Source organism: Pseudomonas sp. MF7453 (assembly GCF_016405455.1).
In the GTDB taxonomy this organism is placed as follows: domain Bacteria; phylum Pseudomonadota; class Gammaproteobacteria; order Pseudomonadales; family Pseudomonadaceae; genus Aquipseudomonas; species Aquipseudomonas paralactis.
This window is the reverse complement of sequence record NZ_JAEKCN010000002.1, coordinates 188,073-210,849: the sequence shown is the minus strand read 5'-3', so window position 1 is coordinate 210,849 and position 22,777 is coordinate 188,073. Positions and strand designations below refer to the sequence as shown.

Here is a 22,777-nt window from a genome sequence, read left to right as displayed (position 1 = left end):
GTTTGCATGTCTTTAAAGCTTGGAGTGATCGGTACGGGCGCCATTGGCCGGGACCATATTCGTCGTTGCAGCCAGACCCTGCTCAACAGCCAGGTGGTGGCGGTCACTGATATCAACCTTGCGCAGGCCGCACAGGTGGTGGCGGACTTGAAACTGGACGCCGAGGTGTATCCGGATGGCCATACGCTGATCAATTCGCCGGAGGTCGAAGCGATCCTCGTGACCTCGTGGGGCCCCAGCCACGAAGAGTTCGTACTGGCCGCCATCGCCGCCGGCAAACCTGTGTTCTGTGAAAAGCCCCTGGCGGTCACCGCGCAAGGCTGCCGCAAGATTGTAGAGGCCGAAGTGGCTTACGGTAAGCGCCTGGTGCAGGTGGGCTTCATGCGTCCGTATGACGAAGGCTATCGGGCCTTGAAAGCTGTGATCGACAGCGGCCAGATCGGCGAGCCGTTGATGCTGCACTGCGCGCACCGCAACCCGACGGTGGGTGAGAACTACAACACCGACATGGCGATCACCGACACCCTGATCCACGAGCTGGACGTGCTGCGCTGGTTGCTCAATGACGACTATGTGTCTGTGCAGGTGGTGTTTCCGCGCAAGACCAGCAAGGCCCTGGCCCACCTGCGCGACCCGCAGATCGTGCTGCTGGAAACTGCCAAGGGCACGCGTATCGACGTGGAGGTATTTGTGAACTGCCAATACGGCTACGACATCCAGTGCGAAGTGGTGGGGGAGACCGGTATCGCCAAACTGCCGGAGCCGTCTCAGGTGCAACTGCGCAGCGGTGCGAAGCTGTCCAATGCGATCCTGATGGATTGGAAGGATCGCTTTATCGGTGCCTATGACGTCGAGTTGCAGGCGTTTATCGACAGTGTGCGCGCCGGGCAGGTCGGTGGGCCGTCAGCCTGGGATGGGTTTGCGGCGGCGGTGGCGGCGGATGCCTGCATTGAAGCGCAGGGCAGTGGGCAGATTGTGAAAGTCAGCCTGCCGGATCGCCCGCGCTTCTACGGCTAACTCACTGAAGAAATGTGGTTAACATGGTGGGAGCTGGCTTGCCTGCGATAGCGGTCTATCAGTGGCAGATTCAGTGCCTGACACACCGCTATCGCAGGCAAGCCAGCTCCCACAGTTGCTTGGGTTCCCAAATCAATTCTGGAGTTGAGCATGCGAATCGGACTAGTGGGCTACGGCCACGGTGGGCGCTTTTTTCATGCGCCGCTGATCGCCACCCTGCCTGGCGCTACCTTTGTCGGCGTGGTGACGCGTTCACCCGAACGTCGCCAGCAATTAAGTACTGATCTTCCTGGTGTTAAAGCCTTCGATTCCATCGGCCAGATCGTCGAAGCCGGCGTTGACGCCCTGGTGATTTCCACCACCCTTAAAGGTCGCCCGGCATTGGTACTGGAAGCCATCGAACACGGCGTGGCTGTGGTCAGCGACAAACCTTTTGCCGCTAACGCCGAGCAGGCCCAGGCCCTGATCACTGCCGCCGAGCGCCAGGGCTCTCTGCTCAGCGTTTACCAGAACCGGCGCTGGGACTCGGATTACCTGACCCTGCGCAAACTGATCGATGCCGGTGCCCTGGGCACCATCACCCGCTTTGAATCCCGTGTGGAACGCTACAGCCCCCAGGCACTGGGCAATGCCAGCGGCGGCGGGTGGCTGCGGGACCTGGGCAGCCACTTGGTCGATCAGGCGCTGCAACTGTTCGGGCCGGTGGATCGGGTGTTCGCCCAATTGCAGTACACCCAGGAACATCCCACGCTGGACCATGGTTTTTTTGTTTCCCTGACCCATGCCAACGGCGTCATTTCACACCTGTGGGGCAGCGCCTTGCAGAACAGCCAGGCGCCGCGCTTTCGTGTCAGCGGCACGCTGGGGTGCTACACCGTCGAAGGGTTGGACGGCCAGGAGGACGCGCTGATCGCCGGTAAATCGCCGAAGACCGAAGGCGAGCACTGGGGCTTTGAGGAGCATCGGCGCTGGGGCTGGTTCGAACAAGGCGCGGAGCGTGAGCGGGTGCCATCGGAGAAGGGCTGCTGGACGCAGTTTTATCGCCAGTTGCAACTGGCCGTGCAAGGGCAGGGACCGCTGCCGGTAAGCGCCTATGACGCCCTGGAAACCACCCGTATATTGGACGCCGCGCGCCTGAGCGCCGAGCGCCAACAGGTGGTTTTGACAAAAATAGAATAAAATTCTAAAACAGGTTGATATGGAAATTATTTTCTAATACAGTCGTTTCCAGGTTGCATAAAGTACGTTCCGGACCCAACGGGCGACTCAACAAAAACAAGATCAAAACAACCAGGTACCGTCAGATGAAAATCTTCAACGCTGTACTGCGAGTTTTACGCCCCGCCCAAGCGCCACGCGGACTGCCCCGCGCCCGGCCGTTCTACTTCTCCTTCCTCAACGTGCTGTGCGTCGAAAGCCAGGGCGCGCTGGTTTGCTGCCTCCCAGGCGCGCCCGTGGTGCGACTGACAGCCGAGTCCTGATAAACGCAACGTCGAAAAAACCAACAAGAAAGTGGAGACAGACCGTTCATGAAGACCCCGATCCGTTTTACCGCGCTGGCCCTGTGCATGTTGCTGGGCAGTGGTTTTGCCATGGCTGCCGATCTGAAGATCGGCGTGAGCATGTCGCAGTTCGATGACACCTACCTGACCAACGTGCGTGAGTACATGGACAAGCAAGCCAAGTCCTATCCCAAGGGCGATGGGGTGCAATTGCAGTTCGAGGACGCCCGCGCCGATGTGGTCAAGCAGCTGAGCCAGGTCGAGAATTTTATCAGCCAGAAAGTCGACGCCATCATCGTCAACCCGGTGGACACCGCGTCTACGGCGCGGATCAGCAAGTCAGCGATCGAAGCCGGGATCCCTCTGGTGTACGTCAACCGTCGGCCCGACCAAAAAGACCTGCCCAAAGGTGTGGCAGCTGTGACTTCCGATGATGAAGAAGCCGGCAAGCTGCAGATGCAGTACGTCGCCGATAAACTCGGCGGCAAGGGCAAGATCGTGATCCTGTTGGGCGACTTGGCGAACAACTCCACTACCAACCGTACCAAGGGCATCAAGGCGATCCTGACCCAATACCCAGACATAAAAATCGAGCAGGAGCAAACCGGCATCTGGTTGCGTGACAAGGGCATGACCCTGGTCAACGATTGGCTGACCCAGGGCCGTGAGTTCAATGCAGTACTCGCCAACAACGATGAAATGGCCATTGGTGCAGCCATGGCTTTGAAGTCGGCCGGAACCAAACCGGGCAGCGTGTTGATTGCGGGTGTCGACGGCACACCGGATGGCTTGAACGCGATCACTAAGGGCGAAATGACTGTGTCGGTGTTCCAGGACGCCAAAGGCCAGGCAGTTGGCTCTTTAGAGGCGGCCCGCAAGATGGCGAAGAATGAGGCGATCGAACAGAACATTGTCATCCCATTCCAATTGATCACCCCGGACAACGTCAAAGACTTCAAGTAGCCCTGACATAACAACAATAAGCCGGCAGGGCGGCCACGGCCGCCCTGCAGATGGAGTGCCTCCTTATGCTTGCTCAAGCCGCTGCCTCGCAGCCCCCGGGCATCCAGCCGTTGCCGCTGGACGAACCCTACCTGCTGGAAATTCTCAACATCAGCAAAGGCTTTCCCGGAGTTGTCGCCCTGGACGACGTGCAACTGCGGGTGCGCCCCGGCACGGTGCTGGCGTTGATGGGCGAGAACGGTGCGGGCAAGTCGACGCTGATGAAGATCATCGCCGGCATCTACCAGCCCGACGCCGGGGAAATCCGCCTGCGTGGCAAGCCCATTACCTTTGAGACGCCGCTGGCGGCGCAAAAGGCCGGGATCGCCATGATCCATCAGGAGCTCAACCTGATGCCCCATATGAGCATCGCCGAGAACATCTGGATCGGCCGCGAGCAGCTCAACAGCCTGCATATGGTCAACCACCGCGAAATGCACCGCTGCACCGCCGAGTTGCTGGCGCGCCTGCGCATCAACCTCGACCCTGAAGAGCAGGTGGGTAACCTGAGCATCGCCGAGCGGCAGATGGTCGAGATTGCCAAGGCGGTGTCCTATGACTCCGACATCCTGATCATGGATGAACCGACCTCGGCCATTACTGACAAGGAAGTGGCCCACCTTTTTTCAATCATTGCCGACCTCAAATCCCAGGGCAAAGGCATCGTCTACATCACGCACAAAATGAACGAAGTGTTCGCCATTGCCGATGAAGTGGCGGTGTTCCGCGACGGTCAGTACATCGGCCTGCAACGGGCCGACAGCATGAACAGCGACAGCCTGATCTCGATGATGGTGGGGCGTGAGCTGAGCCAGTTATTCCCGGTGCGCGAGACGCCGATAGGGGACTTGCTGTTGTCCGTACGCGACCTGAGCCTGGACGGCGTGTTCAAGGACGTCTCGTTCGACCTGCACGCCGGAGAGATTCTTGGTATCGCCGGCCTGATGGGATCCGGGCGCACCAATGTGGCGGAAACCATTTTTGGCATCACCCCAAGCTCCAGCGGGCAAATCACCCTGGACGGCAAGGCGGTGCGCATCACCGACCCGCACATGGCCATCGAGAAAGGCTTTGCGCTATTGACCGAAGATCGCAAGCTCAGCGGCCTGTTCCCGTGCCTGTCGGTGCTGGAAAACATGGAGATGGCGGTGTTGCCGCACTATTCGGACAACGGCTTTATCCAGCAGAAGGCCCTGCGCGTCCTGTGTGAGGACATGTGCAAGAAGCTGCGGGTAAAAACTCCATCCCTGGAACAATGCATCGACACCTTGTCCGGCGGTAACCAGCAAAAAGCACTGCTGGCGCGCTGGTTGATGACCAACCCAAGGCTGCTGATTCTGGATGAACCGACCCGCGGTATCGATGTGGGCGCCAAGGCCGAGATCTATCGTTTGATCGCTTTTCTTGCCAGCGAAGGCATGGCGGTGATCATGATTTCCTCGGAACTGCCCGAAGTGCTTGGCATGAGCGACCGGGTGATGGTGATGCATGAAGGCGAACTGATGGGCACCCTGGATCGCGCCGAGGCCACCCAGGAAAAAGTCATGCAGTTGGCCTCCGGCATGTCCGCGGTCCACTGATCTATAGAATAAGAAGGTGATGGGCTATGAACGCAATAACAGACAACAAGCCGGCGACGGCACCGGTGAAGAACCGTCGACGCATGCCCACCGAACTGAGCATCTTTTTGGTGCTGATCGGTATCGGCCTGGTGTTTGAACTGTTCGGCTGGATCGTTCGCGACCAGAGCTTTTTGATGAATTCCCAGCGCCTGGTGCTGATGATTCTGCAAGTCTCGATCATCGGCCTGCTGGCCATCGGCGTGACCCAGGTGATCATCACCACGGGGATCGATTTGTCGTCCGGCTCAGTGCTGGCCTTGTCGGCGATGATCGCGGCCAGCCTGGCGCAGACCTCGGACTTTTCCCGGGCGGTGTTTCCGTCCCTGACCGACTTGCCGGTGTGGATCCCGGTGGCGATGGGCCTGGGCGTTGGGCTGCTGGCGGGGGCGATCAATGGCAGCATTATCGCGGTGACCGGTATCCCGCCGTTTATCGCGACCCTGGGCATGATGGTCTCGGCCCGTGGTCTGGCGCGTTACTACACCGAAGGCCAGCCGGTGAGCATGCTCTCGGATTCCTACACGGCCATCGGCCATGGTGCGATGCCGGTGATCATCTTCCTGGTGGTGGCGGTGATCTTCCATATCGCCCTGCGCTATACCAAGTACGGCAAGTACACCTACGCCATCGGCGGCAATATGCAGGCGGCGCGTACCTCGGGCATCAACGTCAAGCGCCACTTGATCATCGTCTACAGCATCGCCGGGCTGCTGGCGGGCCTGGCCGGAGTGGTGGCCTCGGCACGTGCCGCGACGGGGCAGGCGGGCATGGGCATGTCTTACGAGCTGGACGCGATTGCCGCCGCGGTGATCGGCGGCACCAGCCTGGCGGGCGGGGTAGGGCGCATCACCGGCACCGTGATCGGCGCGTTGATCCTCGGTGTGATGGCCAGCGGGTTTACCTTCGTCGGGGTGGATGCGTATATCCAGGACATCATCAAGGGCCTGATCATTGTGGTGGCGGTGGTGATCGACCAGTATCGCAACAAGCGCAAGCTCAAGCGCTGAGCCTATCTCAAGGACAGCACCAATCAAATGTGGGAGGGGGCTTGCCCCCGATTGCGGTGTGTCAGTCACCGAATATGTTGAGTGAACTATTGCTACCCGGGGGCAAGCCCCCTCCCACATTTGGTATCGTGCCAGTCTGTTTCAACCGTTTGTCTTCTATATAGCTCCACTGCACTGAATTTCTTGCTATAAACGCACTCCGATGACCATTCGCCAAGCCCGTCCTGGTGCCTTTGGGGGTTAATCGGGAAAAAATGCCTGTCTTTTCAGTTGCTGCGCCCTCAAGTCGGCCTTAGACTGCCGCCCCTCGTAAATTGAGTGCCGGGTGGCGCTTGAAATGGACGGCGCCCTTCCGAGACCTGCACAGGCCTTGCGGAACGCTCCCTTATTCGCCTTAATGCACGTATTTTTTATAGAGAAATCAATGACAAAGGAAAAGTTGCTGGCCATGCCGGCGGATGACTACATGAATGCCGAACAGCACGCTTTTTTCGAGAAGTTGCTGCAAGACATGAAGGTGGAACACCACGAGCGCATTGAACAGAACCGTATCGCCATTGAAAGCCTGGACACCCCGGCAGACCCGGCTGACGCGGCTTCCGTCGAAGAAGAGCGCACCTGGCTGGTAAATGCCATCGACCGCGACCAGCGTATGCTGCCGCAGCTTGAGCGCGCCCTGGAGCGCATCAAGGAAGATTCTTTTGGCTGGTGTGATGACAGCGGCGAGCCGATCGGCCTCAAGCGCCTGCTGATCAGCCCGACCACCAAGTACTGCATCGAAGCCCAAGAGCGCCACGAGCAGATCGACAAGCACCAGCGTCAAGCCTGATGCGCGCAATGGGGCGCCTGCCAATGCGTCGGCCGCCCCGTCTGCAAAAGCCTTCCGAGATCATCCGGTCTACGTCTGGGGGGCGGGATTGTTGCTGTTTATGCAATGAAGCTATTCCCAGGATAGCTTTTTCCAACTGGAATAAAACCGTAGCATGGCCAACATTGTTAGGCAGCTAACTAATGCTACGGAGAACTTCCATGCAAAACAAAGTCGATGTGGCCGTGATGATCGGCAGTGGCGTACCTGAAACCCTGCGCGCACTGGGCCAGAAAGCCTGCTGGGTGGTGTTGCTCAATGGTGAACAGCGCGGCACCGCTTTTGCCAGTCGCGATGAAGCGCAGGAGTGCCAGGCTGCCTGGCAAGCGCTGTTGCGCATGGAACAGTCAGACAGCCTGCATTGAATCAAGCCTTCGGCGACTCGTGCAGCAGTGCGTTGAGGTCATCCACCGCAGGTGCCCATTGCGCATCCACCTGCAATTGCTCCCTGAGGAAACTCGCCTGTTGTTCGCTCCAGAATGGCGCGTCGATGAGTTTCACATCATCCGGCAGGCGATGCTCGGCGGTGAAGCGTTCTATGGCTTCCTGACTGGAATCCAGGCCCAATTGATCGAACAGGGTTTCAAGGGTAGGGATAGTGGTGTCCATAGTGTTCTCCATGCCAACTGATCGTTATGCATGTGAGGGGAATTGGACGCCAGAGTTCTATCGGATTATCAGGAGTTTAGTGCACCGCAATCCACGGCGGTTTTCAGGGCTTTTGCGGCTTCTTTTGCTGCGATGGCAGCGGCGTCTGCAGTCTTGAACCAGCGGTCTTTTTCTACCTGGTGCGCGGTCACGGTGGTCAGCGGGGGTTTGGCCCGCATGATAATGACTGCTTGAAACTCTCCGTCTACTTCCCTTGCGTCGCCGTGGATAAAAAATTCGCCAATATCAAATTCCGTCACGTATAGCCTTCCCTTCAAGGTAACTGCACTGATGAAACCTGACCCATACGGGGCAAACTTCAATGGACGGGTCAGTATGGCAGTTGTTGAAGGGCGACGGCGCAGTAAAGTCATCCAGGTGACGAAACGAGCCCCCCGCATAGGGCTTGCAGGTTGGCTTCCAGAGTTTTGGCTAATTCACAGGCTTTATTGTGATCGCTGCGAAACCCCTTGATCCTGCCACTGGGCACTTCAAGAATGTGGAAAAAGTTCTTTCCGGCCGGTACCACTTGGTAAAGAGCTGAATGGGAGTACCCATCAAGGTTATGTAAGCAGTAGTATTGGCGTTCGTCTGGACATGATGAACGAGAGTGGAAGGACGTAGCGTTGTGTTGACGTCGTTGCATGCTCAGCTCCTGTCGATCGATCTTGTTAGCCTGTCTTTTCTTGGTGTTTCGGGTGGTTTTGACCCGGCCTGCTGTTTTAGTATTGTCGTCGGCAGTTCGCAACTGGTTCCATGCCCGTGTATTTTTTGTTTTGGGTGTCGGAAAACTGCATTTCTGACTGGGTTATTCTCTGAAGTTGGTCGACTCGTATTCTCGGGTCGTTGAACCTGTGATTTGCTGTGCCACCGGCTGACCTTGCTTTAGGTCCACCGCGGTTGGCTGTACGGGTCTTATGGGTGGTCTTCAGATTTTTGATGAATGTGTGATCGTGCCGTAACGGCCGTTTTTTTGTGCTGCCCGCTTCCGCGGCCAGCGCTTTCTTGATGTGGGGGCGTTTCCTTGGCAGTCAGTAATCTGGATATGCACGCGTTATTCGTGCTGGGTGATTTGCGCGCAAAGTTGGTCAAACAGTTTCAATCCCGGTTTGTCTACGTCACTGAACAGACGCCGGAAGGCATCTACATTGCCGAGATCGATACCGAAGCGGCAATGGTCGTGGATGACAAGCCGCGCCTGGAACTCAAAGTGGGCGACCATTTCCGTGCGGCTGTTTTGCCCAGCCGCGAAGGCGGAAAGTTCGAGCTGAAGTTTCGCGATATCAAGTTGACCGTGTACGGCCTCGGCGACTACGCCTTTGTATCGTCGAACGAAGGTCAGGGCATTGTGTTCAAGGAAGGCCACAGCGTGATGCTGGTATTTGCCGCCCATGAACAATTGCAGGAAGGGCTGACCAAAACCCTCAAGGCCGTGACGGGCAAAGCCGCCAAGTGGCGCAAGGGTGAGCTGGTGACGTTCAAGGCCAGCGAATAGTCGGTAAATTCGCTGCGCACCTTTCTCTTTCGGAACCTCTACTACAGTTGAGTTGACTTAACTATTCAGAGGCTTCGCGCATTAGCGGCCAAGCCGTTTGCCATGACTGCGAAAACGCGAGGTGCAAAGGCATGAAAGGATTGAAGTCACTGCTGGCGGCGTCATTGACGGCCATGAGTCTGTCACTGCCGGTTTCGGCCGCACAGGCGCCGGTGCATTTTGCCGACCTCAACTGGGAAAGCGGCAGCCTGATCACCGAAGTACTGCGCTTTATCGTCGAAAAGGGTTATGACTTGCCCACCGACACCTTGCCGGGCACCACTATCACCCTGGAAACCGCCCTGGCCAAGAACGACATCCAGGTGATCGGCGAAGAGTGGGCGGGCCGCAGCCCTGTTTGGGTCAAGGCTGAAGCCGAAGGCAAAGTGGCAGGGCTTGGAGACACAGTCAAAGGCGCCACTGAAGGCTGGTGGGTGCCGGAATACGTGGTCAAGGGCGACCCGTCCAGAAACCTCAAGGCCCTGGCGCCGGACCTGAAAAGTGTAAAGGACCTGGCGCGCTACAAAGACGTATTTAAAGACCCGGAATCCCCGGGCAAGGGGCGGTTTCTCAATAGCCCCATCGGCTGGACGTCCGAAGTGGTCAACAAACAGAAGCTCAAGGCCTATGGCCTGGACGACAGCTATGTGAACTTCCGCAGCGGTTCGGGCGCAGCGCTGGATGCCGAGATTGCCTCGTCGATCCGCCGGGGCAAGCCGGTGCTGTTCTATTACTGGTCACCGACGCCGCTGATGGGCCGCTATAAGCTGATCCAGCTGGAAGAACCGCCTTTTGATGCCGATGCCTGGAAAACCCTGACTGATGCAGACAACCCGAACCCGAAGCCGACACGCTCGTTGGCTTCCAGGTTGAGCATTGGCGTATCGACGCCGTTCCAGCAGCAATATCCGCAGATCACCCAGTTCTTCGAAAAAGTCGAGTTCCCCATCGAGCCGCTTAACAAAGCCCTGGCGAAGATGAGCGAAAACCACACCGCGCCACGGGACGTGGCCCAGGCGTTCCTCAAGGAGCACCCTGAGGTCTGGAAGGCGTGGTTGACGCCGGACGTTGCGCAGAAGGTTGAGACGGCCCTTAAATAGCCTGGATGCAGAACAAAATGTGGGAGGGGGCTTGCTCCCGATGGCGGAGTGTCAATCACAGATAAATTGACTGACACTCCCTCATCGGGAGCAAGCTCCCTCCCACAATTTTTTTGCATTCCAGATTTAGAATCGCGTTTGTACCGCTATCTCGAAGGTCCGCGGTGACCCCAGATAGTAAGCTGGCGATACATGCGCAAACTCGGCATACACCTCATTGGTCAAGTTACGCACCCGCCCGGTCACAGAGGTGCGAGCATCGAGCTTGTAGCGCAGGAAACTACCGAACAGCGTGTAAGCCGGCACTGTCTGGGTGTTGGCATAATCGGCATACACCTGGTCGACATAGCGCGCATCCACCCCCCCTTGCCAATGCTCTGAGAAGTCGTAGGTCAACCACAGGTTGCCCACGCGCTTGGGCACATTGGTCGGCGTATTGCCTTTGCGCGATACCACGGCGCCGCTGGCAACTTTCTCATTGAATTCATCGTACTCGGCATCCACCCAGGCAAAGTTGCCTTCGGCCAGGAGCCTTGGCGTGATGCGCAGTGAGCTGGCCAGTTCGATACCTTTGGACGACTGCGCGCCCACCGGGATGCTGTTGGTGGGGTCCTGTGGGTCGGTGACGGCAAAGTCTTCGCGTTCAATTTTGTAGACGGCGACCGTTGCCGAGCCGCGACCGTCCAGGTAATCGAACTTGCTGCCGATCTCCCACTGCTTGCCGGTGGACACGTCAAACACCTGGGTGGTGGTATTGGGCTGTTCCACGGCGGTGCTGTATTGCACGTAGACATTGGCTGACGGGATGAATTGATAGGTCAGGCCCACACGGCCGGTCACTGGTTCCCAGCTGCGCTTGAAGTGCCGAGGGTTGGTGGCGGTGATTGTGCGGTGGTTGGTCACGTCCAGGTCGATGGCGTCATAACGCAGACCGGTCAGCAGTGACAGCTTATCCGTCAGCCCCAGGCGGTTTTCCAGGAACAGTGCCTTGGTGGTTACCTGGTTGGTCGTGTCCTTCACAAAACCCGGTTTGATGCCGGGGATGTCATAGAAGTGCCCCGGGTTGTAGTGGTTTGGGTCAACCGTACTGTCACCCTGCTCCCTAAGCGGGTGGCCGGTGGTGCTGTTGACCTTGTACTCAAAACCGCCGGACCAGGTGGTAGAGAGCCCGAACACGCTGGTGTCATGGCGCAGTTCGAACTGGTTGCCATTCTGTTCGCCCTGATGCCGCACCTGATAGGCCGTGGAGCGGTTAACGGCGCTGTTGTCGGCGTTGTACTGGTAGGTCTCCAGGTTGCGGTAATCGCGCTGGCTGTCGAGATGATAAAGGGTGTTTTTCAGCGTGGTGCTGTCGTTGATCCGATAGTCGATGATCGATCGCGCCCAGATCGTGCGCTGTTCATAACGCCCGTCGGCAACGTTGTAGTTGTTGAAGCGGTTGTGCCTGTCGATCTTCAGTTCGCCGGCTTTGGGATTGAGCACCGGCGTGCCCCAATACGGGCTGTCTTCATGCTCGTCCTGATACTCCAGGGCCAGGGTGTGGGACAGGTTGGGGGTGAGGTCGCTGAGCAGGGAAAACGCCACGCTCCAGGCATCCCGTTGAACACGCTCGATGTGGCTGTGGTTGGTGTTGCGGCTTACATCCAGCCGCGCGTAATGCTGCACGTCGGCGCCGGGTTCGGTCAGTGCGTGATTAAGGCCCAAGGCCATGCCGGCGGTGTCGTAGCTGCCGTAGGTCAGTTGGCCTTCTGCGGCCAGTTCTTCACGGGTCGCCAGCTTGGTCACGTAATTGAGCGAGCCACCCACGGAGCCGGCGCCGTTGATCAGGGAGGAGGGGCCGCCGACCAGTTCCACGCGGTCGTAGATCCAGGCATCCACCGGGCGCGCCAGGCCCGTGGCGACATTGATGCCGTTGAACATCTGGGTGATCTGGCTGCTGGTAAACCCTCGATACGAGACAAAACCACCGAACCCGGGCGGCGCGCTGGCGTTGACGCCGGGAAGGGTATTGGCCGCATCGCGGAAGGTCTTGGCGCCATGGCGCTCGATATCGTTACGGTTGGCGATCGCCACCGACGCCGGGGTTTCCCGCACGCTCAGACCCAGGCGCGAGGCCATGCCGCTGGATTGATCAAGGGCCAGGCCGGGCTCGACGCTTTGATCACCGTCAATGGTGGTCGGCGCCAGCTCAAGGGCGCAGGCGCAAACAGGCAGGCAGCCGAACAGGCCCGCCAACAGGGGTAAATGTTTCATGGTTGAATCCTGAAAACTTGGCTTGAAAACAACGCACCGCTGCCCATACGTCCTCACGCAAACGGCGGGCAATGCAGATCGGAAAGCGCAGGGATCAGGCGAAGGCAGGTGGCGCGCGCGGGTTAGCCGTGGGCCAGGTGAAGCGGGCAGGAATATCAGCGGCAAGCACCACCGCAGCAGGCGGCGCATGGGGTTGGGGCAGTACCGCCACATTCAAATGGGAGTTGAGCGCAGGCCCCATGCCGCCGGTAGAACACAGCGGGCAACCAAACGCCTTGGACAGGGTTGGCAGGTTCTCATCGGTAGAGTTGGCAGGCAGTGGCGCCTGGGTGCGCGGGTCCACCGTACAGAACTGGCCGCTGATGCCGTTGAGCTGCATCCCCACCATCTGCCCATGGCCAATGCTGCAGGCGAACACATTGAACAGGACGCAGCAGTAGAGCATCCAGGCAATGAGCGAGCGGTCGGCACGGGCGAGTTTCATGGGGCGGCACTTTACCATCAGCGGCCGACGAAATGCCTGCAGAAAATCTCAGGGCGACTATCCTCATTCGCACATTTTTGGGGAGTACCGGGCATGAGCTTCGTCATAGCGCGATGGATCGTCGGCGTATTTACCTTCATCAGTATGGTGCATTTGTACTGGGCGGCTGGCGGCAAATTCGGCAGCCTGGCGGCGATTCCACAACTGCCTGGTGAATTTGCCAGCGGGCCGCGACCGGCGTTCAAACCGTCGACCCTGGGCACCTTTCTGGTGGCGATGGGGTTGGTGGCGATTGCGTTGTTGGTCTGCCTGCGTGCCGGGCTGTATTTTTCGCCGGTTTCCCATGGGGCGTTGCAGTGGGGCATCAGTGCGATTGCGGTGTTGATGTTTGCCCGGGCGATTGGCGATTCGGAGCTGGTGGGGTTTTTCAAGAAGGTCGGCAGTTCCCGGTTTGCGCGCCTGGATACCTACCTCTACTCGCCGCTGTGCCTGGTGTTGGGTGCCGGGCTGTTGGTGGTGGCCTGGACCTGATCGTCTCAGTTTAGGGCGGCAAGTCGTCGGTAGGAGCGAGCTTGCTCGCGAAAATGTCAACGATTGCGCGCGCTTCCTGAATAAACGCGGCGCTTGTGAGTTTTTCGCGAGCAAGCTCGCTCCTACATTTTTAATCCAGTGTGATCTCCCGATCAGTCAGTCTCCAGGTCTGCTGTCTCCCTCCAAACACCCTCCAGACAAAAATACACCTCCCGGTTTTATAGCGCTTGACCTTCCCAATGTGGCAAGCCCGATAAAAACCTCCAGTGTCGATTTGTCTTGAAAATTCCAAGGAGGGTGAACGATGTACGCCAAACCAATAAGCCTGATCACCGGGGCAATGGCCGTGGTGTTGACGCTGGGCGGATGCACAGACAATGCGCCGCCGGCCGCGGCCGGCAAACCGCCGAGTGTGCCGGTGGCCGAGGTGGTAGCGCGGGCGGTGACGCCGTTTGTCGAGTACACCGGCTCGTTGACCGCCATTGAGCAGGTTGAACTGCGCCCGCGTGTCAGCGGTTATCTGCAAAGTGTCAGCGTACCCGAGGGCCAGTTCGTCACCAGGGGCAGCCCGTTGTTTGTGATCGACCCGCGGGTGTTTCAGGCTGCGTTGAATGCTGCCAGGGCGCGCTTGCGTGAGGCCGAGGCCAATGCGTTGCTGGCCCAGGCCGAGCATGGGCGAGCCGAGCAGCTGTTCGCCAAGAAGGTGGTGGCGCGTGATCGCCTCGACACCGCCATTGCCTCCTTGAATGCCGGCCGGGCCCAGGTTGAGGCCGCGAAAGCGGCGCTGGATACGGCGCAGTTGGACCTGAGCTACACCCGCGTCACCGCGCCGATCAGTGGCCGTATCGATCGCGCACTCGTCACTGAAGGCAACTATGTCACCCGCGGGGAGACGCCGTTGACGACGATCGTTTCGGTCGACCCCTTGCATGTTTACTTCGATGTCGACGAGCGCACCTATCTGCACTCGTTGGCTGCGACGCGGGAACACGCCGGATCGAAGGGGGACAAAGCCGCCAGGGTGATGGTGGCGATGCTCAACGATACAACCTATGCGCGAGCCGGGCGGGTGGACTTTCTGGCCAACGCGGCCGACCGCAAGACCGGCACCGTGCGCGTGCGTGCGGTGGTCGACAACCCGGACGGGCGCCTGACCCCCGGGCTGTTCGCCAAGGTCAAACTGGACACCGGCGCGGCGCAAACGCGAGTGTTGATTGCCGACCATTCCATTGGTACCGACCAGGGCCGCCGTTATGTGCTGGTGGTCGGTGAAGATGACAAGACCCAATACCGCCCGGTCGAACTAGGCCCGATGGCTGACGGCCTGCGGGTGATCGAACAGGGCCTGCAACCGGGCGAGCGCATTGTCGTCAAAGGGCTGGTACGCCCCGGTATGACGGTCACGCCATTGGCCGCCAGTATCGAGGGCAAGCCGCTTGAGGCCCCGCTGACCGTGGGAGGCGTGCAATGAGCTTTCCACGCTTCTTTATTGATCGGCCCATCTTCGCCATCGTCCTGTCGGTGTTGATGATGATCGGCGGCATTGTCGCCTTCTTCCATCTGCCGCTGAGCGAATACCCCGCGGTCACGCCGCCCACTGTGCAAGTCACCGCGTCTTATCCGGGGGCCAACCCGCAAGTGATTGCCGAGACTGTGGCGGCGCCGCTGGAACAGGTGATTACCGGCGTTGAGGGCATGCTCTACATGACCTCGCAGTCGGCCACCGATGGCCGCATGATCCTGACGGCGACCTTCGCCCAGGGCACGAATGCCGACATGGCACAGATCCAGGTGCAAAACCGTGTTTCGCGCGCGTTACCGCGCTTGCCTGAAGAGGTGCAGCGTCTCGGTGTGGTCACGCAGAAGACCTCGCCGGACATCCTCATGGTGGTCCACCTGCTGTCTCCCGACCAACGTTATGACCCGCTGTACATTTCCAACTACGCCTACCTGCAGGTGCGTGATGAGCTGTCGCGCATTCCGGGGATCAACGACGTGCTGGTGTGGGGTGCAGGTGAATACAGCATGAGGCTGTGGCTCGACCCGGACCTGATCGCTGCCCGTGGCTTGACCGCCGGTGATGTGATCGGCGCCGTACGCGAGCAGAACGTGCAAGTGGCCGCCGGCTCGGTCGGCCAGTCGCCTGATTCCAGTGCGGCGTTCCAGGTTACGGTCAACACCCTTGGGCGGCTGACGGACGAAGCGCAGTTTGGCGACATCATCATCCGCACCGGCGATAACGGCCAGGTTACGCGCCTGCGCGATGTCGCCCGTATCGAAATGGGCGCCGATGCCTACGCGCTGCGCAGCCTGTTGGATGGCGAGCCGGCCGTGGCTTTGCAAATCATCCAGAGCCCGGGGGCCAATGCGCTCGATGTGGCGCAGGCGGTGCGCGACACCCTGCAGCGTTTGCAGGCCAACTTCCCCGAAGGGTTGGTCTCGCGGATAGCCTATGACCCGACCGTGTTTGTGCGCGCTTCGCTGGAATCGGTCGCCATCACGCTGATGGAAGCGATCCTGCTGGTGGTCATCGTGGTGGTGGTGTTCCTGCGTAACTGGCGCGCATCGCTGATCCCATTAATGGCCGTGCCGGTGTCGATCATTGGTACCTTTGCAGTCATGCATTTGATGGGGTTTTCCCTCAATACCTTGTCGTTGTTCGGGCTGGTGTTATCGATCGGCATTGTGGTCGACGATGCCATCGTGGTGGTCGAGAACGTTGAGCGGCATATCGAGAACGGCGAAGAGCCCACACAGGCCGCGCGCAAGGCAATGGGCGAGGTCACCGGCCCGATCATCGCCATTACGTCGGTCCTTGCGGCGGTGTTTATTCCCACGGCATTTCTCAGCGGCCTGCAGGGGGAGTTCTATCGGCAATTTGCGTTGACCATCGCGATTTCCACCATCCTTTCAGCGGTCAACTCGTTGACCCTCAGCCCAGCGCTTGCCGGCCTGTTGCTGCGCCCGCGCACCGCCGCCGTGGCGCACGACCCGCGCAGCCTGCGCGGTCGCGCCGCGCATTGGGTACACGTGCTGAGCCGGCCGTTCCAGCGTGCACCGCAAGCGTATGGCAACTCGGTGCGCAAGGTCGTCGGCCGACGCGGGGTGGCGCTGGTCGCCTATGGCGGGTTACTGGCGCTGACCTGGTTCGGCTTCAATGCTGTACCGGCGGGTTTTGTGCCGATGCAAGACAAGTACTACCTGGTGGGGATCGCCCAATTGCCCAATTCGGCCTCGCTGGATCGTACCGATGCGGTGGTGCGGCAGATGTCTAAAATCGCCCTGGATGAGCCGGGGGTTGAAAGTGTGGTGGCGTTCCCGGGGTTGTCGGTCAACGGCTTCGTCAATGTGCCGAATGCGGCAGTGATGTTCGTCATGCTCGATCCATTCAAAGAGCGAACCTCATCCGATATGAGCGCGGTTGCCATCGCCGGGCGCCTGCAAGCCAAGTTCGCGAGCATCCCTGACGGTTTCCTCGGCGTATTCCCGCCGCCGCCGGTGCCCGGCCTTGGGGTGACCGGTGGTTTTAAATTGCAGGTCGAGGACCGTGGCGGGGTTGGGCTTGAGGCATTGGTGCAGCAGACCCAGGTATTGATGACCAAAGCCACTGAATCGGGGCAGGTCGCCGGGTTGATGACCAGCCTGGACGTCAACGCCCCGCAGTTGAACGTGGACATCGACCGCACCCAGGTCAAGAGCCAGGGCGTGCGCCTGGCGGATGTGTTCGAGTCCTTGCAGGTCTATCTCGGGTCGCTGTACGTCAACGACTTCAACCGTTTTGGCCGCACCTACAAGGTCACCGCCCAGGCCGATGCCGACCACCGTATGCAGGCCGAAGCCATCGGCCGTCTGCAAGTGCGCAATGCGGCCGGGGACATGCTGCCGTTGTCGGCGTTTGTCACCGTCACACCGGGTTCCGGCCCGGACCGGGTGATCCACTACAACGGCTACCCTTCGGCGGACATCTCCGGCGGGGCTATGCCTGGGGTCAGCTCGGGGCAAGCCGTCGCGCTGATGGAGCGCCTGGCGCAGGAGGTACTGCCCGAAGGCGTGACCTATGAATGGACGGACTTGACCTACCAGCAGAAGCTCGCGGGGTCCTCGGCGCTGTTTATTTTCCCTCTGTGTGTGTTGTTGGCTTACCTGATCCTCGCCGCGCAATACAACAGCTGGTTGTTGCCTTTGGCGGTCTTGATGATTGTGCCCATGTGTCTGCTCAGCGCGATCGTCGGCGTGTGGCTGGTGGACGGTGACAACAACGTGTTCGTGCAAATCGGGCTGGTGGTGCTGGTCGGGCTGGCGGCGAAGAACGCTATTTTGATCGTCGAGTTTGCCCGCAGCCTCGAAGGCGAGGGCGCCAGCCCGTTGGAGGCGGTTATCCATGCGTGCCAACTGCGCTTGCGGCCGATCCTGATGACGTCGCTGGCGTTCATCGCCGGCGTGGTGCCGTTGGTATTGGCCAGTGGCGCCGGGGCCGAGATGCGCCATGCCATGGGGGTTGCGGTATTTGCCGGGATGTTGGGGGTGACGCTGTTTGGCCTGTTCCTTACGCCGGTGTTCTACGTGGTGATGCGCAGCCTGGCGCTGCGCTTGCAGCGTCAAGGTTCGAGTCCGAAGTTGCAGCTGGAGGAGCAAGCATTATGAAACGGTCTTTTCCACTCTTTATGTTGCCGTTGCTGCTGGCAGGCTGCGCTGCGGTAGGGCCTGACTATTCCGCGCCGGTACTGCCCGCCGCGCATAGGCCGGCAAGCTTCGGGGCGCCCGTTGCAGGTTTGGGAAGTGGCGAGGTTGAAATGCAGTGGTGGCAGGTGTTCGACGAACCGGCCCTCAGCCAATTGATCCGGCAGGCGCTGGCGGCCAACCACGACATTGGCATCGCCGCCGCACGCCTGGACGAAGCCAAGGCAATGCTGCGTGAGAGCCGTCAAGGGTTCCTGCCCAGTGGCGGTGCCGCCCTGGGTTATGAGCACAGGCGGCGCAGTGAAGTCGAGACACCGTTCGGTGAGGAACGCTCAATCGAAACCACCCGTGCGGCGCTGGATGCGGCCTGGGAAATCGACCTGTTTGGCCGCGTGCGCCGCTCGGTAGAAGTAGCGCAGGCGCAGGCGGGGTCGCGCCAGGCCTTGCTGCGCAGCGTGCAGGCGAGCGTCGCCGCCACCGTCGCGGCCACCTGGTTCGAACTGCAAGGGATCGAAGCTGAACAGGCGGTGGTCGCGGATATCAGCCAGAGCCAGCGTGACAGTCTGGGCCTGGTGGAGCATCTGGTCAGCGTCGGTGCCGCCACTGAGTTCGACCGGCTACGCGCCGAGGCCTTGCTGCGCAATGTCGAGGCGGTAGCGCCCGACCTTGAACGGCGACGCGCAACCTCTACCAACGCACTGGCCGTGCTGCTGGGGCAAGCGCCGCAAGGGTTCAAGCCGCCGTCGGCCAAACCCGGCCGTGACACCTTGAACCTGCGTACCCTGCAAGTGGGCGACCCGGCTGGCTTGTTGGCTCGGCGCGCCGATATCGCGGCGGCCGAACGCACGCTGGCGGCCGAGACTGCACAAATAGGCGTGGAAACTGCCGGTTTGTATCCGGATATCCAGGTACAGGGCTCCATCGGGCTGTTGGCCGGAAGCCTCGGTTCCCTGGGGGATGCCGGTATGCAGTCGAACTTTATCGCCCCGGTAATTCGCTGGTCACTGCTGGACACCGCACGCGTGCGCGCACGAATAGCCGCCAGCGAGGCGCGCACCCAGGCGGCACTCATCGCCTACGACCAGACCGTCTTGCGTGCCCTGCAAGAGACCGATGATGCGTTTCAGGCCAACAGCGCTGCGGGCAATACGCTAAACCTGCGCCTGCTGGAAGCAGCAGCAAATCGCGAAGCGGCCAGGTTTGCACGCACGCGCTTCGCCGAAGGCGAGGGCGTGTATCTGGATGTGCTTGAGGCCGAACGTGCGGACTTCAACAGCCGCCGTGCGTTGACGGCGGCGCGTACCGGGCAGCGCTTGGCGGTGGTGGGAATTTACAAGGCGCTGGGCGGGGGATGGCAGGTTTGTGAGCAGGTGGGGCACGTGTGTAAGGGAGGATGATGCAGTGCAAATGTGGGAGGGGGGCTTGCCCCCGATGGTCATGGGTATCTACACAACTTTTTGTAGCCACTGCCGACGCTAACCACGATGCGAAGCGAGCCGCTCTTGCTCTTGCCCCTCTGCTTTTGATCTTAGCCGCCCCCAAATCCATAGCGAATTACGGGCACACCGAGCCTAAGCGAGGTGCTGAGTGGTGGGGCCTTTCAGCTGTCGTAGCAAGAAACGGCCATTGCTTAAGTGTTAGCCATTTACCGCCAGGGCATTGATAAGCGTCGCGTTGTTCCTCGTATTTGAAGTCCGTGCGATCAAAAAACTCAGTACCGTCACCTTGATTGTTGACCGAGCGATTAGGCGGTACGAAGGCCATGATGCCGACATTTTCACAGGCTTGAAACTGTTCGCCATTGGAGTAGCCGGCATCGGCCGTGACGCTTAATTGCGATTGATGAGGACGGCACCTACCTGATGGTAGAACTCAACCTGTCTGAAGAGCTGCACGAGAACATGAACCTGTTCGGCCGTGTCATGTACCCCCAGAGCACCCTCTATTGCATGACTTGCTCGCTGTCCCATGGCGGGGAAGGGCTGGGAGCGTTCATGGGCGAGAAACGTGCCCGCCAGATGGCGCAGGCGGCCGGTTTCAGTCATTTTCGCAAAGTCCCCTCGGAGTGGCCGCCGATGCCGGCGCTGTTCGAGCTCAAGCCTTGACTTGAACTCGTTGCGGCGAGGGAGCTTGCTCCCTCGCCACATTGCGCACCGCCGCCAAAATAGTGCGCAATAAGGCAATTTAATGGCCCCTTTGTAACAAAATCCTCGCCAAAATCACTTTTATTTTCAGGTGGTTAGGTGGGGATGCAAATGCGCACTGTTGGAATGATGCTGATTGCCTGCTCCCTGGCAGGTGGCGCGACCACCGTACAGGCTCGGGAGTTGCGCGAGGGCGACAAGTACATGTGCAGTTGGGGCGCGGGCACGGCTGCCAGAGCCCAGGAACTCAAACTGTCCGGGGTGTCGCTGTATGCCGCTCGGCAGAAGATCCAGACCATCAAGTTCAATAAATCCTGGATGCGCATGATGGCCATGGGTATCACCGAGCAAACCTATGACAGCCGCTCAAGACTCAAGCCTGAGGCGATTCGCAAAAGTTTTTACCAGGATTGCGTGCGCTACAAAGTCGCACGTAAATAAGCCGAAGCCGTTTAACGGCGCTTACAAATCCCCCACAAACCCTGTGTGAGTATTTGCATACAATTGCGCACTTCTTCATGGAGGCTTGTATGCAAGTGCTTATTCGAGCGGCGACAGCCGATGATGTCGACACGCTGTGCGCTATTCGCACCTCGGTGGTGCAAAACCATCTGAGCCTTGAGCAAATGGCCGAACGGGGGATTACGCCGCCGGTACTGGTCGACGCATTACGCCAAGCGCCTTGCGCCTGGATCGCCGAAGTTGACGGCCAGGCAGCCGGATTTTCCATGGTTGATCTGGATGAAGGTGAAGTGTTCGCGATGTTCGTGTTGCCCACGCACGAGAACCTGGGCCTGGGACGCCAACTGATGGCAGTGGCTGAGGCCGCATTGTTTGAACGCCATGACCGGCTGTATCTGGTCACTGACGGGCGTGATGAAATCCGTGCCAACGGCTTCTATCAACGCCTGGGTTGGTCCAACGTCGGTCAGGTCGATGGCGATGACGTTCGCTATGAAAAAAGCAGGGCGCCGTAGGTCATGAATGCCCCGCAACCGCCATCGTCCAACGGCTTGCTGTATTTAGCCGTGGGAGTGCTGTGCCTCGCAGCGCTACTGGGGGGCTATTTCATTCAACTCAACGCTCAGGTGGACCGTCAGCGTGAAGAGGCCGCTGAGCGCCTGGCGCTTTGTCGGCACATGGAGACCGTCGTGGAGGTGAGCGCTGCCAGACGCGCTGAACTTCAACAGAGGTGCAAGCAGTTGAGCCAAGAGTGATTGTAAGTGTGCCGCGACTGGCTGAATAACCCTTTTTTATAGATGGACTTATAGCGCAGGTATAAGCGTTACTTGCACCAAAAAGTGGCACTCGGTGTGTTCGTTACCTTAAAAAACATGTGGTTATTGAATGACTTACGACGCTTTTAATCCGACGAAAGGATTAAAATAATCTTGTTACAGGTTTTTACACTCGCTACTATAGCCGGGCGTTCACCTCCCACGGTTTATGCATTTTTAAATCCCAAGTTTCCATCAGCTACTTGGGATTTTTTTTTGCCTTGAATTAAGTACGGGTAACCATGTTAGTGATACGGCCTGCCACTCGGCACGCGTTCGCTGCCGGGCGAAATGAGGCATGGCTAACACTTTTGCATTAATTGCCTCGCCTGCCGCGAAACCTCATCTACGCTGTTTTGCATCACAATCACCAGGTAGGCCCGCACAAGGGCGCTTGCCATGATCTCGATCGTCGAATTCAACCGCATCATGGCCTCGGGGTTCCAACCGCTTTGCTGCGACTGCACCTTGAACAGCGATGGCTCGCTGCGCATCAGCATTTATGAGCCGCAGTCCGGTCGTGTCGATCTTTTGTTGACGTGCGTGTCCCCTGAAGGTCTGGACAGCATCCGTTCCATCTCAAACCTGATTGGAGAGTTGCGCGCCGAGATCAAGGCCGGGCGCCGTGGGTTTGCGGCAGTGGGCTAGGGGTTGAGCACGGCGTCAGAGGCGACGCAGAAAGGATTTGACGATGTGACGGGTGGCGTCAGTGGTATCCAGCTCGTCCAGGGCGCTGTAGGCATGCCATTGGCACGCAACGATCTCGTTGCATGGCCGTGCTTCGTCGATGTTTACCACCGAGGCTTCGAACACATGGTGCAGGGTGTCGCGGGCCTTCAGTTCTTGCAAGTACAGCAAACCGTCGACGTTTAATCCGGTTTCTTCTTCCAGCTCACGCTCGGCGGCGCCCACCGGGCGTTCGTCGCGTTCTACCTTGCCGCCCGGCAATGCCCACTTTGATCTGGCCTTGCGCACGAAGAGAATATGCCCTTCATGTTCGCAAATGACGGTTGCTCTAATTTTCATCGTATGTGCCCCCGCGCCGGATGAATGTCACAAAAGTGTAATGCAAATGTCATGCTAAGTGGTTATGGCGTGCCGGGACCTG

The 22,777-nt window shown here is 59.3% G+C and carries 22 protein-coding genes and 2 pseudogenes; 18 read left to right on the top strand and 6 right to left on the bottom strand.

Going from position 1 to position 22,777, the window contains the following annotated elements:
• The first annotated feature begins 6 nt into the window (after positions 1-6).
• The 7 genes from JFT63_RS04995 to JFT63_RS05025 all read left to right on the top strand — a co-directional run bounded on the left by JFT63_RS04995 (position 7) and on the right by JFT63_RS05025 (position 7,383).
• Entirely contained in the window at positions 7-1,017 is a 1,011-nt protein-coding gene (locus tag JFT63_RS04995) for a Gfo/Idh/MocA family protein (protein ID WP_198843549.1), read from the top strand.
• Between the two features lie 150 nt (positions 1,018-1,167).
• Positions 1,168-2,196: a Gfo/Idh/MocA family protein gene (locus JFT63_RS05000; RefSeq protein WP_057702775.1), complete on the top strand. Its 1,029-nt coding sequence runs from the start codon at positions 1,168-1,170 to the stop codon at positions 2,194-2,196.
• A gap of 350 nt (positions 2,197-2,546) precedes the next feature.
• Entirely contained in the window at positions 2,547-3,482 is a 936-nt protein-coding gene (locus JFT63_RS05005) for a sugar ABC transporter substrate-binding protein (RefSeq protein ID WP_057702776.1), read from the top strand.
• A 65-nt stretch (positions 3,483-3,547) separates the two neighbouring features.
• Positions 3,548-5,101, top strand: coding sequence for a sugar ABC transporter ATP-binding protein (locus JFT63_RS05010; protein ID WP_057702777.1), 1,554 nt, complete (start codon positions 3,548-3,550; stop codon positions 5,099-5,101).
• 26 nt (positions 5,102-5,127) lie between these two features.
• Positions 5,128-6,150, top strand: coding sequence for an ABC transporter permease (locus JFT63_RS05015; protein WP_003191668.1), 1,023 nt, complete (start codon positions 5,128-5,130; stop codon positions 6,148-6,150).
• Between the two features lie 424 nt (positions 6,151-6,574).
• Entirely contained in the window at positions 6,575-6,979 is a 405-nt protein-coding gene (locus tag JFT63_RS05020; RefSeq protein WP_003191666.1) for a TraR/DksA family transcriptional regulator, read from the top strand.
• A gap of 200 nt (positions 6,980-7,179) precedes the next feature.
• Positions 7,180-7,383, top strand: coding sequence for a hypothetical protein (locus tag JFT63_RS05025; RefSeq protein ID WP_005787746.1), 204 nt, complete (start codon positions 7,180-7,182; stop codon positions 7,381-7,383).
• Between the two features lies 1 nt (position 7,384).
• On the opposite strand, the gene JFT63_RS05030 is transcribed toward JFT63_RS05025, so the two are convergent.
• Both JFT63_RS05030 and JFT63_RS05035 read right to left on the bottom strand, forming a co-directional pair.
• Entirely contained in the window at positions 7,385-7,627 is a 243-nt protein-coding gene (locus JFT63_RS05030; RefSeq protein WP_057702778.1) for a DUF2789 domain-containing protein, read from the bottom strand.
• 68 nt (positions 7,628-7,695) lie between these two features.
• On the bottom strand, positions 7,696-7,926 hold the full coding sequence (locus JFT63_RS05035; RefSeq protein ID WP_057702779.1) for a hypothetical protein: 231 nt from the start codon (positions 7,924-7,926) through the stop codon (positions 7,696-7,698).
• A gap of 785 nt (positions 7,927-8,711) precedes the next feature.
• Here JFT63_RS05035 and JFT63_RS05040 point away from each other — a divergent pair.
• Entirely contained in the window at positions 8,712-9,161 is a 450-nt protein-coding gene (locus JFT63_RS05040; RefSeq protein ID WP_186560256.1) for a hypothetical protein, read from the top strand.
• Positions 9,162-9,292: 131 nt separating this feature from the next.
• The gene (locus JFT63_RS05045) at positions 9,293-10,300 is read left to right on the top strand and encodes an ABC transporter substrate-binding protein (protein WP_198843548.1); all 1,008 of its coding nucleotides are present in this window, start codon (positions 9,293-9,295) and stop codon (positions 10,298-10,300) included.
• Between the two features lie 126 nt (positions 10,301-10,426).
• Here the strand turns inward: JFT63_RS05045 and JFT63_RS05050 are convergent, their stop codons facing one another.
• Positions 10,427-12,553: a TonB-dependent receptor gene (locus JFT63_RS05050; protein ID WP_198843547.1), complete on the bottom strand. Its 2,127-nt coding sequence runs from the start codon at positions 12,551-12,553 to the stop codon at positions 10,427-10,429.
• Positions 12,554-12,647: 94 nt separating this feature from the next.
• Entirely contained in the window at positions 12,648-13,037 is a 390-nt protein-coding gene (locus tag JFT63_RS05055) for a DUF2946 domain-containing protein (RefSeq protein WP_057702785.1), read from the bottom strand.
• Between the two features lie 93 nt (positions 13,038-13,130).
• On the opposite strand from JFT63_RS05055, the gene JFT63_RS05060 reads away from it, so the two are divergent.
• From JFT63_RS05060 to JFT63_RS05075, 4 genes are all read left to right on the top strand, one after another.
• Positions 13,131-13,568 carry a DUF3995 domain-containing protein gene (locus tag JFT63_RS05060; RefSeq protein WP_186560137.1) on the top strand — a complete coding sequence of 146 codons (438 nt, stop codon included), beginning with the start codon at positions 13,131-13,133 and terminating at the stop codon, positions 13,566-13,568.
• Between the two features lie 304 nt (positions 13,569-13,872).
• Entirely contained in the window at positions 13,873-15,039 is a 1,167-nt protein-coding gene (locus tag JFT63_RS05065) for an efflux RND transporter periplasmic adaptor subunit (protein WP_198843546.1), read from the top strand.
• Positions 15,036-18,212, top strand: a complete 3,177-nt coding sequence (locus JFT63_RS05070) for an efflux RND transporter permease subunit (RefSeq protein ID WP_198843545.1) — start codon at positions 15,036-15,038, stop codon at positions 18,210-18,212. The genes JFT63_RS05065 and JFT63_RS05070 overlap by 4 nt, the downstream gene beginning before the upstream one ends.
• Positions 18,209-19,645 carry an efflux transporter outer membrane subunit gene (locus JFT63_RS05075; RefSeq protein ID WP_198843544.1) on the top strand — a complete coding sequence of 479 codons (1,437 nt, stop codon included), beginning with the start codon at positions 18,209-18,211 and terminating at the stop codon, positions 19,643-19,645. Before JFT63_RS05070 ends, JFT63_RS05075 begins: the two co-directional genes overlap by 4 nt.
• Positions 19,646-19,874: 229 nt before the next feature.
• Here the strand turns inward: JFT63_RS05075 and JFT63_RS05080 are convergent.
• Positions 19,875-20,090: pseudogene (locus JFT63_RS05080) on the bottom strand (IS5/IS1182 family transposase); the annotation flags it as partial.
• 2 nt (positions 20,091-20,092) lie between these two features.
• On the opposite strand from JFT63_RS05080, the pseudogene JFT63_RS05085 reads away from it, so the two are divergent.
• The 5 genes and pseudogenes from JFT63_RS05085 to JFT63_RS05105 all read left to right on the top strand — a co-directional run.
• A pseudogene (locus JFT63_RS05085) lies at positions 20,093-20,353 on the top strand (class I SAM-dependent methyltransferase); the annotation flags it as partial.
• Between the two features lie 150 nt (positions 20,354-20,503).
• The gene (locus tag JFT63_RS05090; protein WP_198843543.1) at positions 20,504-20,833 is read left to right on the top strand and encodes a hypothetical protein; all 330 of its coding nucleotides are present in this window, start codon (positions 20,504-20,506) and stop codon (positions 20,831-20,833) included.
• An 89-nt stretch (positions 20,834-20,922) separates the two neighbouring features.
• A complete protein-coding gene (locus JFT63_RS05095; protein WP_198708629.1) occupies positions 20,923-21,369 on the top strand; it encodes a GNAT family N-acetyltransferase in 447 nt (148 codons plus the stop codon).
• A gap of 3 nt (positions 21,370-21,372) precedes the next feature.
• The gene (locus JFT63_RS05100; RefSeq protein WP_057702796.1) at positions 21,373-21,609 is read left to right on the top strand and encodes a hypothetical protein; all 237 of its coding nucleotides are present in this window, start codon (positions 21,373-21,375) and stop codon (positions 21,607-21,609) included.
• A gap of 459 nt (positions 21,610-22,068) precedes the next feature.
• Positions 22,069-22,317, top strand: a complete 249-nt coding sequence (locus JFT63_RS05105) for a DUF1652 domain-containing protein (protein WP_057702797.1) — start codon at positions 22,069-22,071, stop codon at positions 22,315-22,317.
• A gap of 15 nt (positions 22,318-22,332) precedes the next feature.
• Here the strand turns inward: JFT63_RS05105 and JFT63_RS05110 are convergent, their stop codons facing one another.
• Positions 22,333-22,695, bottom strand: coding sequence for an NUDIX hydrolase (locus tag JFT63_RS05110; RefSeq protein ID WP_057702800.1), 363 nt, complete (start codon positions 22,693-22,695; stop codon positions 22,333-22,335).
• Positions 22,696-22,777 lie beyond the last annotated feature (82 nt).

Bases quoted from the DNA above. Each gene is read 5' to 3' on its own strand.
- JFT63_RS05005 (WP_057702776.1), top strand. From the start codon at position 2,547: ATGAAGACCCCGATCCGTTTTACCGCGCTGGCCCTGTGCATGTTGCTG.
- JFT63_RS05065 (WP_198843546.1), top strand. From the start codon at position 13,873: ATGTACGCCAAACCAATAAGCCTGATCACCGGGGCAATGGCCGTGGTG.
- JFT63_RS05030 (WP_057702778.1), bottom strand. From the start codon at position 7,627: ATGGACACCACTATCCCTACCCTTGAAACCCTGTTCGATCAATTGGGC.
- JFT63_RS05010 (WP_057702777.1), top strand. From the start codon at position 3,548: ATGCTTGCTCAAGCCGCTGCCTCGCAGCCCCCGGGCATCCAGCCGTTG.
- JFT63_RS05055 (WP_057702785.1), bottom strand. From the start codon at position 13,037: ATGAAACTCGCCCGTGCCGACCGCTCGCTCATTGCCTGGATGCTCTAC.
- JFT63_RS05020 (WP_003191666.1), top strand. From the start codon at position 6,575: ATGACAAAGGAAAAGTTGCTGGCCATGCCGGCGGATGACTACATGAAT.
- JFT63_RS05000 (WP_057702775.1), top strand. From the start codon at position 1,168: ATGCGAATCGGACTAGTGGGCTACGGCCACGGTGGGCGCTTTTTTCAT.
- JFT63_RS05025 (WP_005787746.1), top strand. From the start codon at position 7,180: ATGCAAAACAAAGTCGATGTGGCCGTGATGATCGGCAGTGGCGTACCT.
- JFT63_RS05070 (WP_198843545.1), top strand. From the start codon at position 15,036: ATGAGCTTTCCACGCTTCTTTATTGATCGGCCCATCTTCGCCATCGTC.
- JFT63_RS05075 (WP_198843544.1), top strand. From the start codon at position 18,209: ATGAAACGGTCTTTTCCACTCTTTATGTTGCCGTTGCTGCTGGCAGGC.
- JFT63_RS05090 (WP_198843543.1), top strand. From the start codon at position 20,504: ATGCGCACTGTTGGAATGATGCTGATTGCCTGCTCCCTGGCAGGTGGC.
- JFT63_RS05045 (WP_198843548.1), top strand. From the start codon at position 9,293: ATGAAAGGATTGAAGTCACTGCTGGCGGCGTCATTGACGGCCATGAGT.
- JFT63_RS05110 (WP_057702800.1), bottom strand. From the start codon at position 22,695: ATGAAAATTAGAGCAACCGTCATTTGCGAACATGAAGGGCATATTCTC.
- JFT63_RS05015 (WP_003191668.1), top strand. From the start codon at position 5,128: ATGAACGCAATAACAGACAACAAGCCGGCGACGGCACCGGTGAAGAAC.
- JFT63_RS05060 (WP_186560137.1), top strand. From the start codon at position 13,131: ATGAGCTTCGTCATAGCGCGATGGATCGTCGGCGTATTTACCTTCATC.
- JFT63_RS05105 (WP_057702797.1), top strand. From the start codon at position 22,069: ATGATCTCGATCGTCGAATTCAACCGCATCATGGCCTCGGGGTTCCAA.
- JFT63_RS05095 (WP_198708629.1), top strand. From the start codon at position 20,923: ATGCAAGTGCTTATTCGAGCGGCGACAGCCGATGATGTCGACACGCTG.
- JFT63_RS05050 (WP_198843547.1), bottom strand. From the start codon at position 12,553: ATGAAACATTTACCCCTGTTGGCGGGCCTGTTCGGCTGCCTGCCTGTT.
- JFT63_RS05100 (WP_057702796.1), top strand. From the start codon at position 21,373: ATGAATGCCCCGCAACCGCCATCGTCCAACGGCTTGCTGTATTTAGCC.
- JFT63_RS05040 (WP_186560256.1), top strand. From the start codon at position 8,712: ATGCACGCGTTATTCGTGCTGGGTGATTTGCGCGCAAAGTTGGTCAAA.
- JFT63_RS04995 (WP_198843549.1), top strand. From the start codon at position 7: ATGTCTTTAAAGCTTGGAGTGATCGGTACGGGCGCCATTGGCCGGGAC.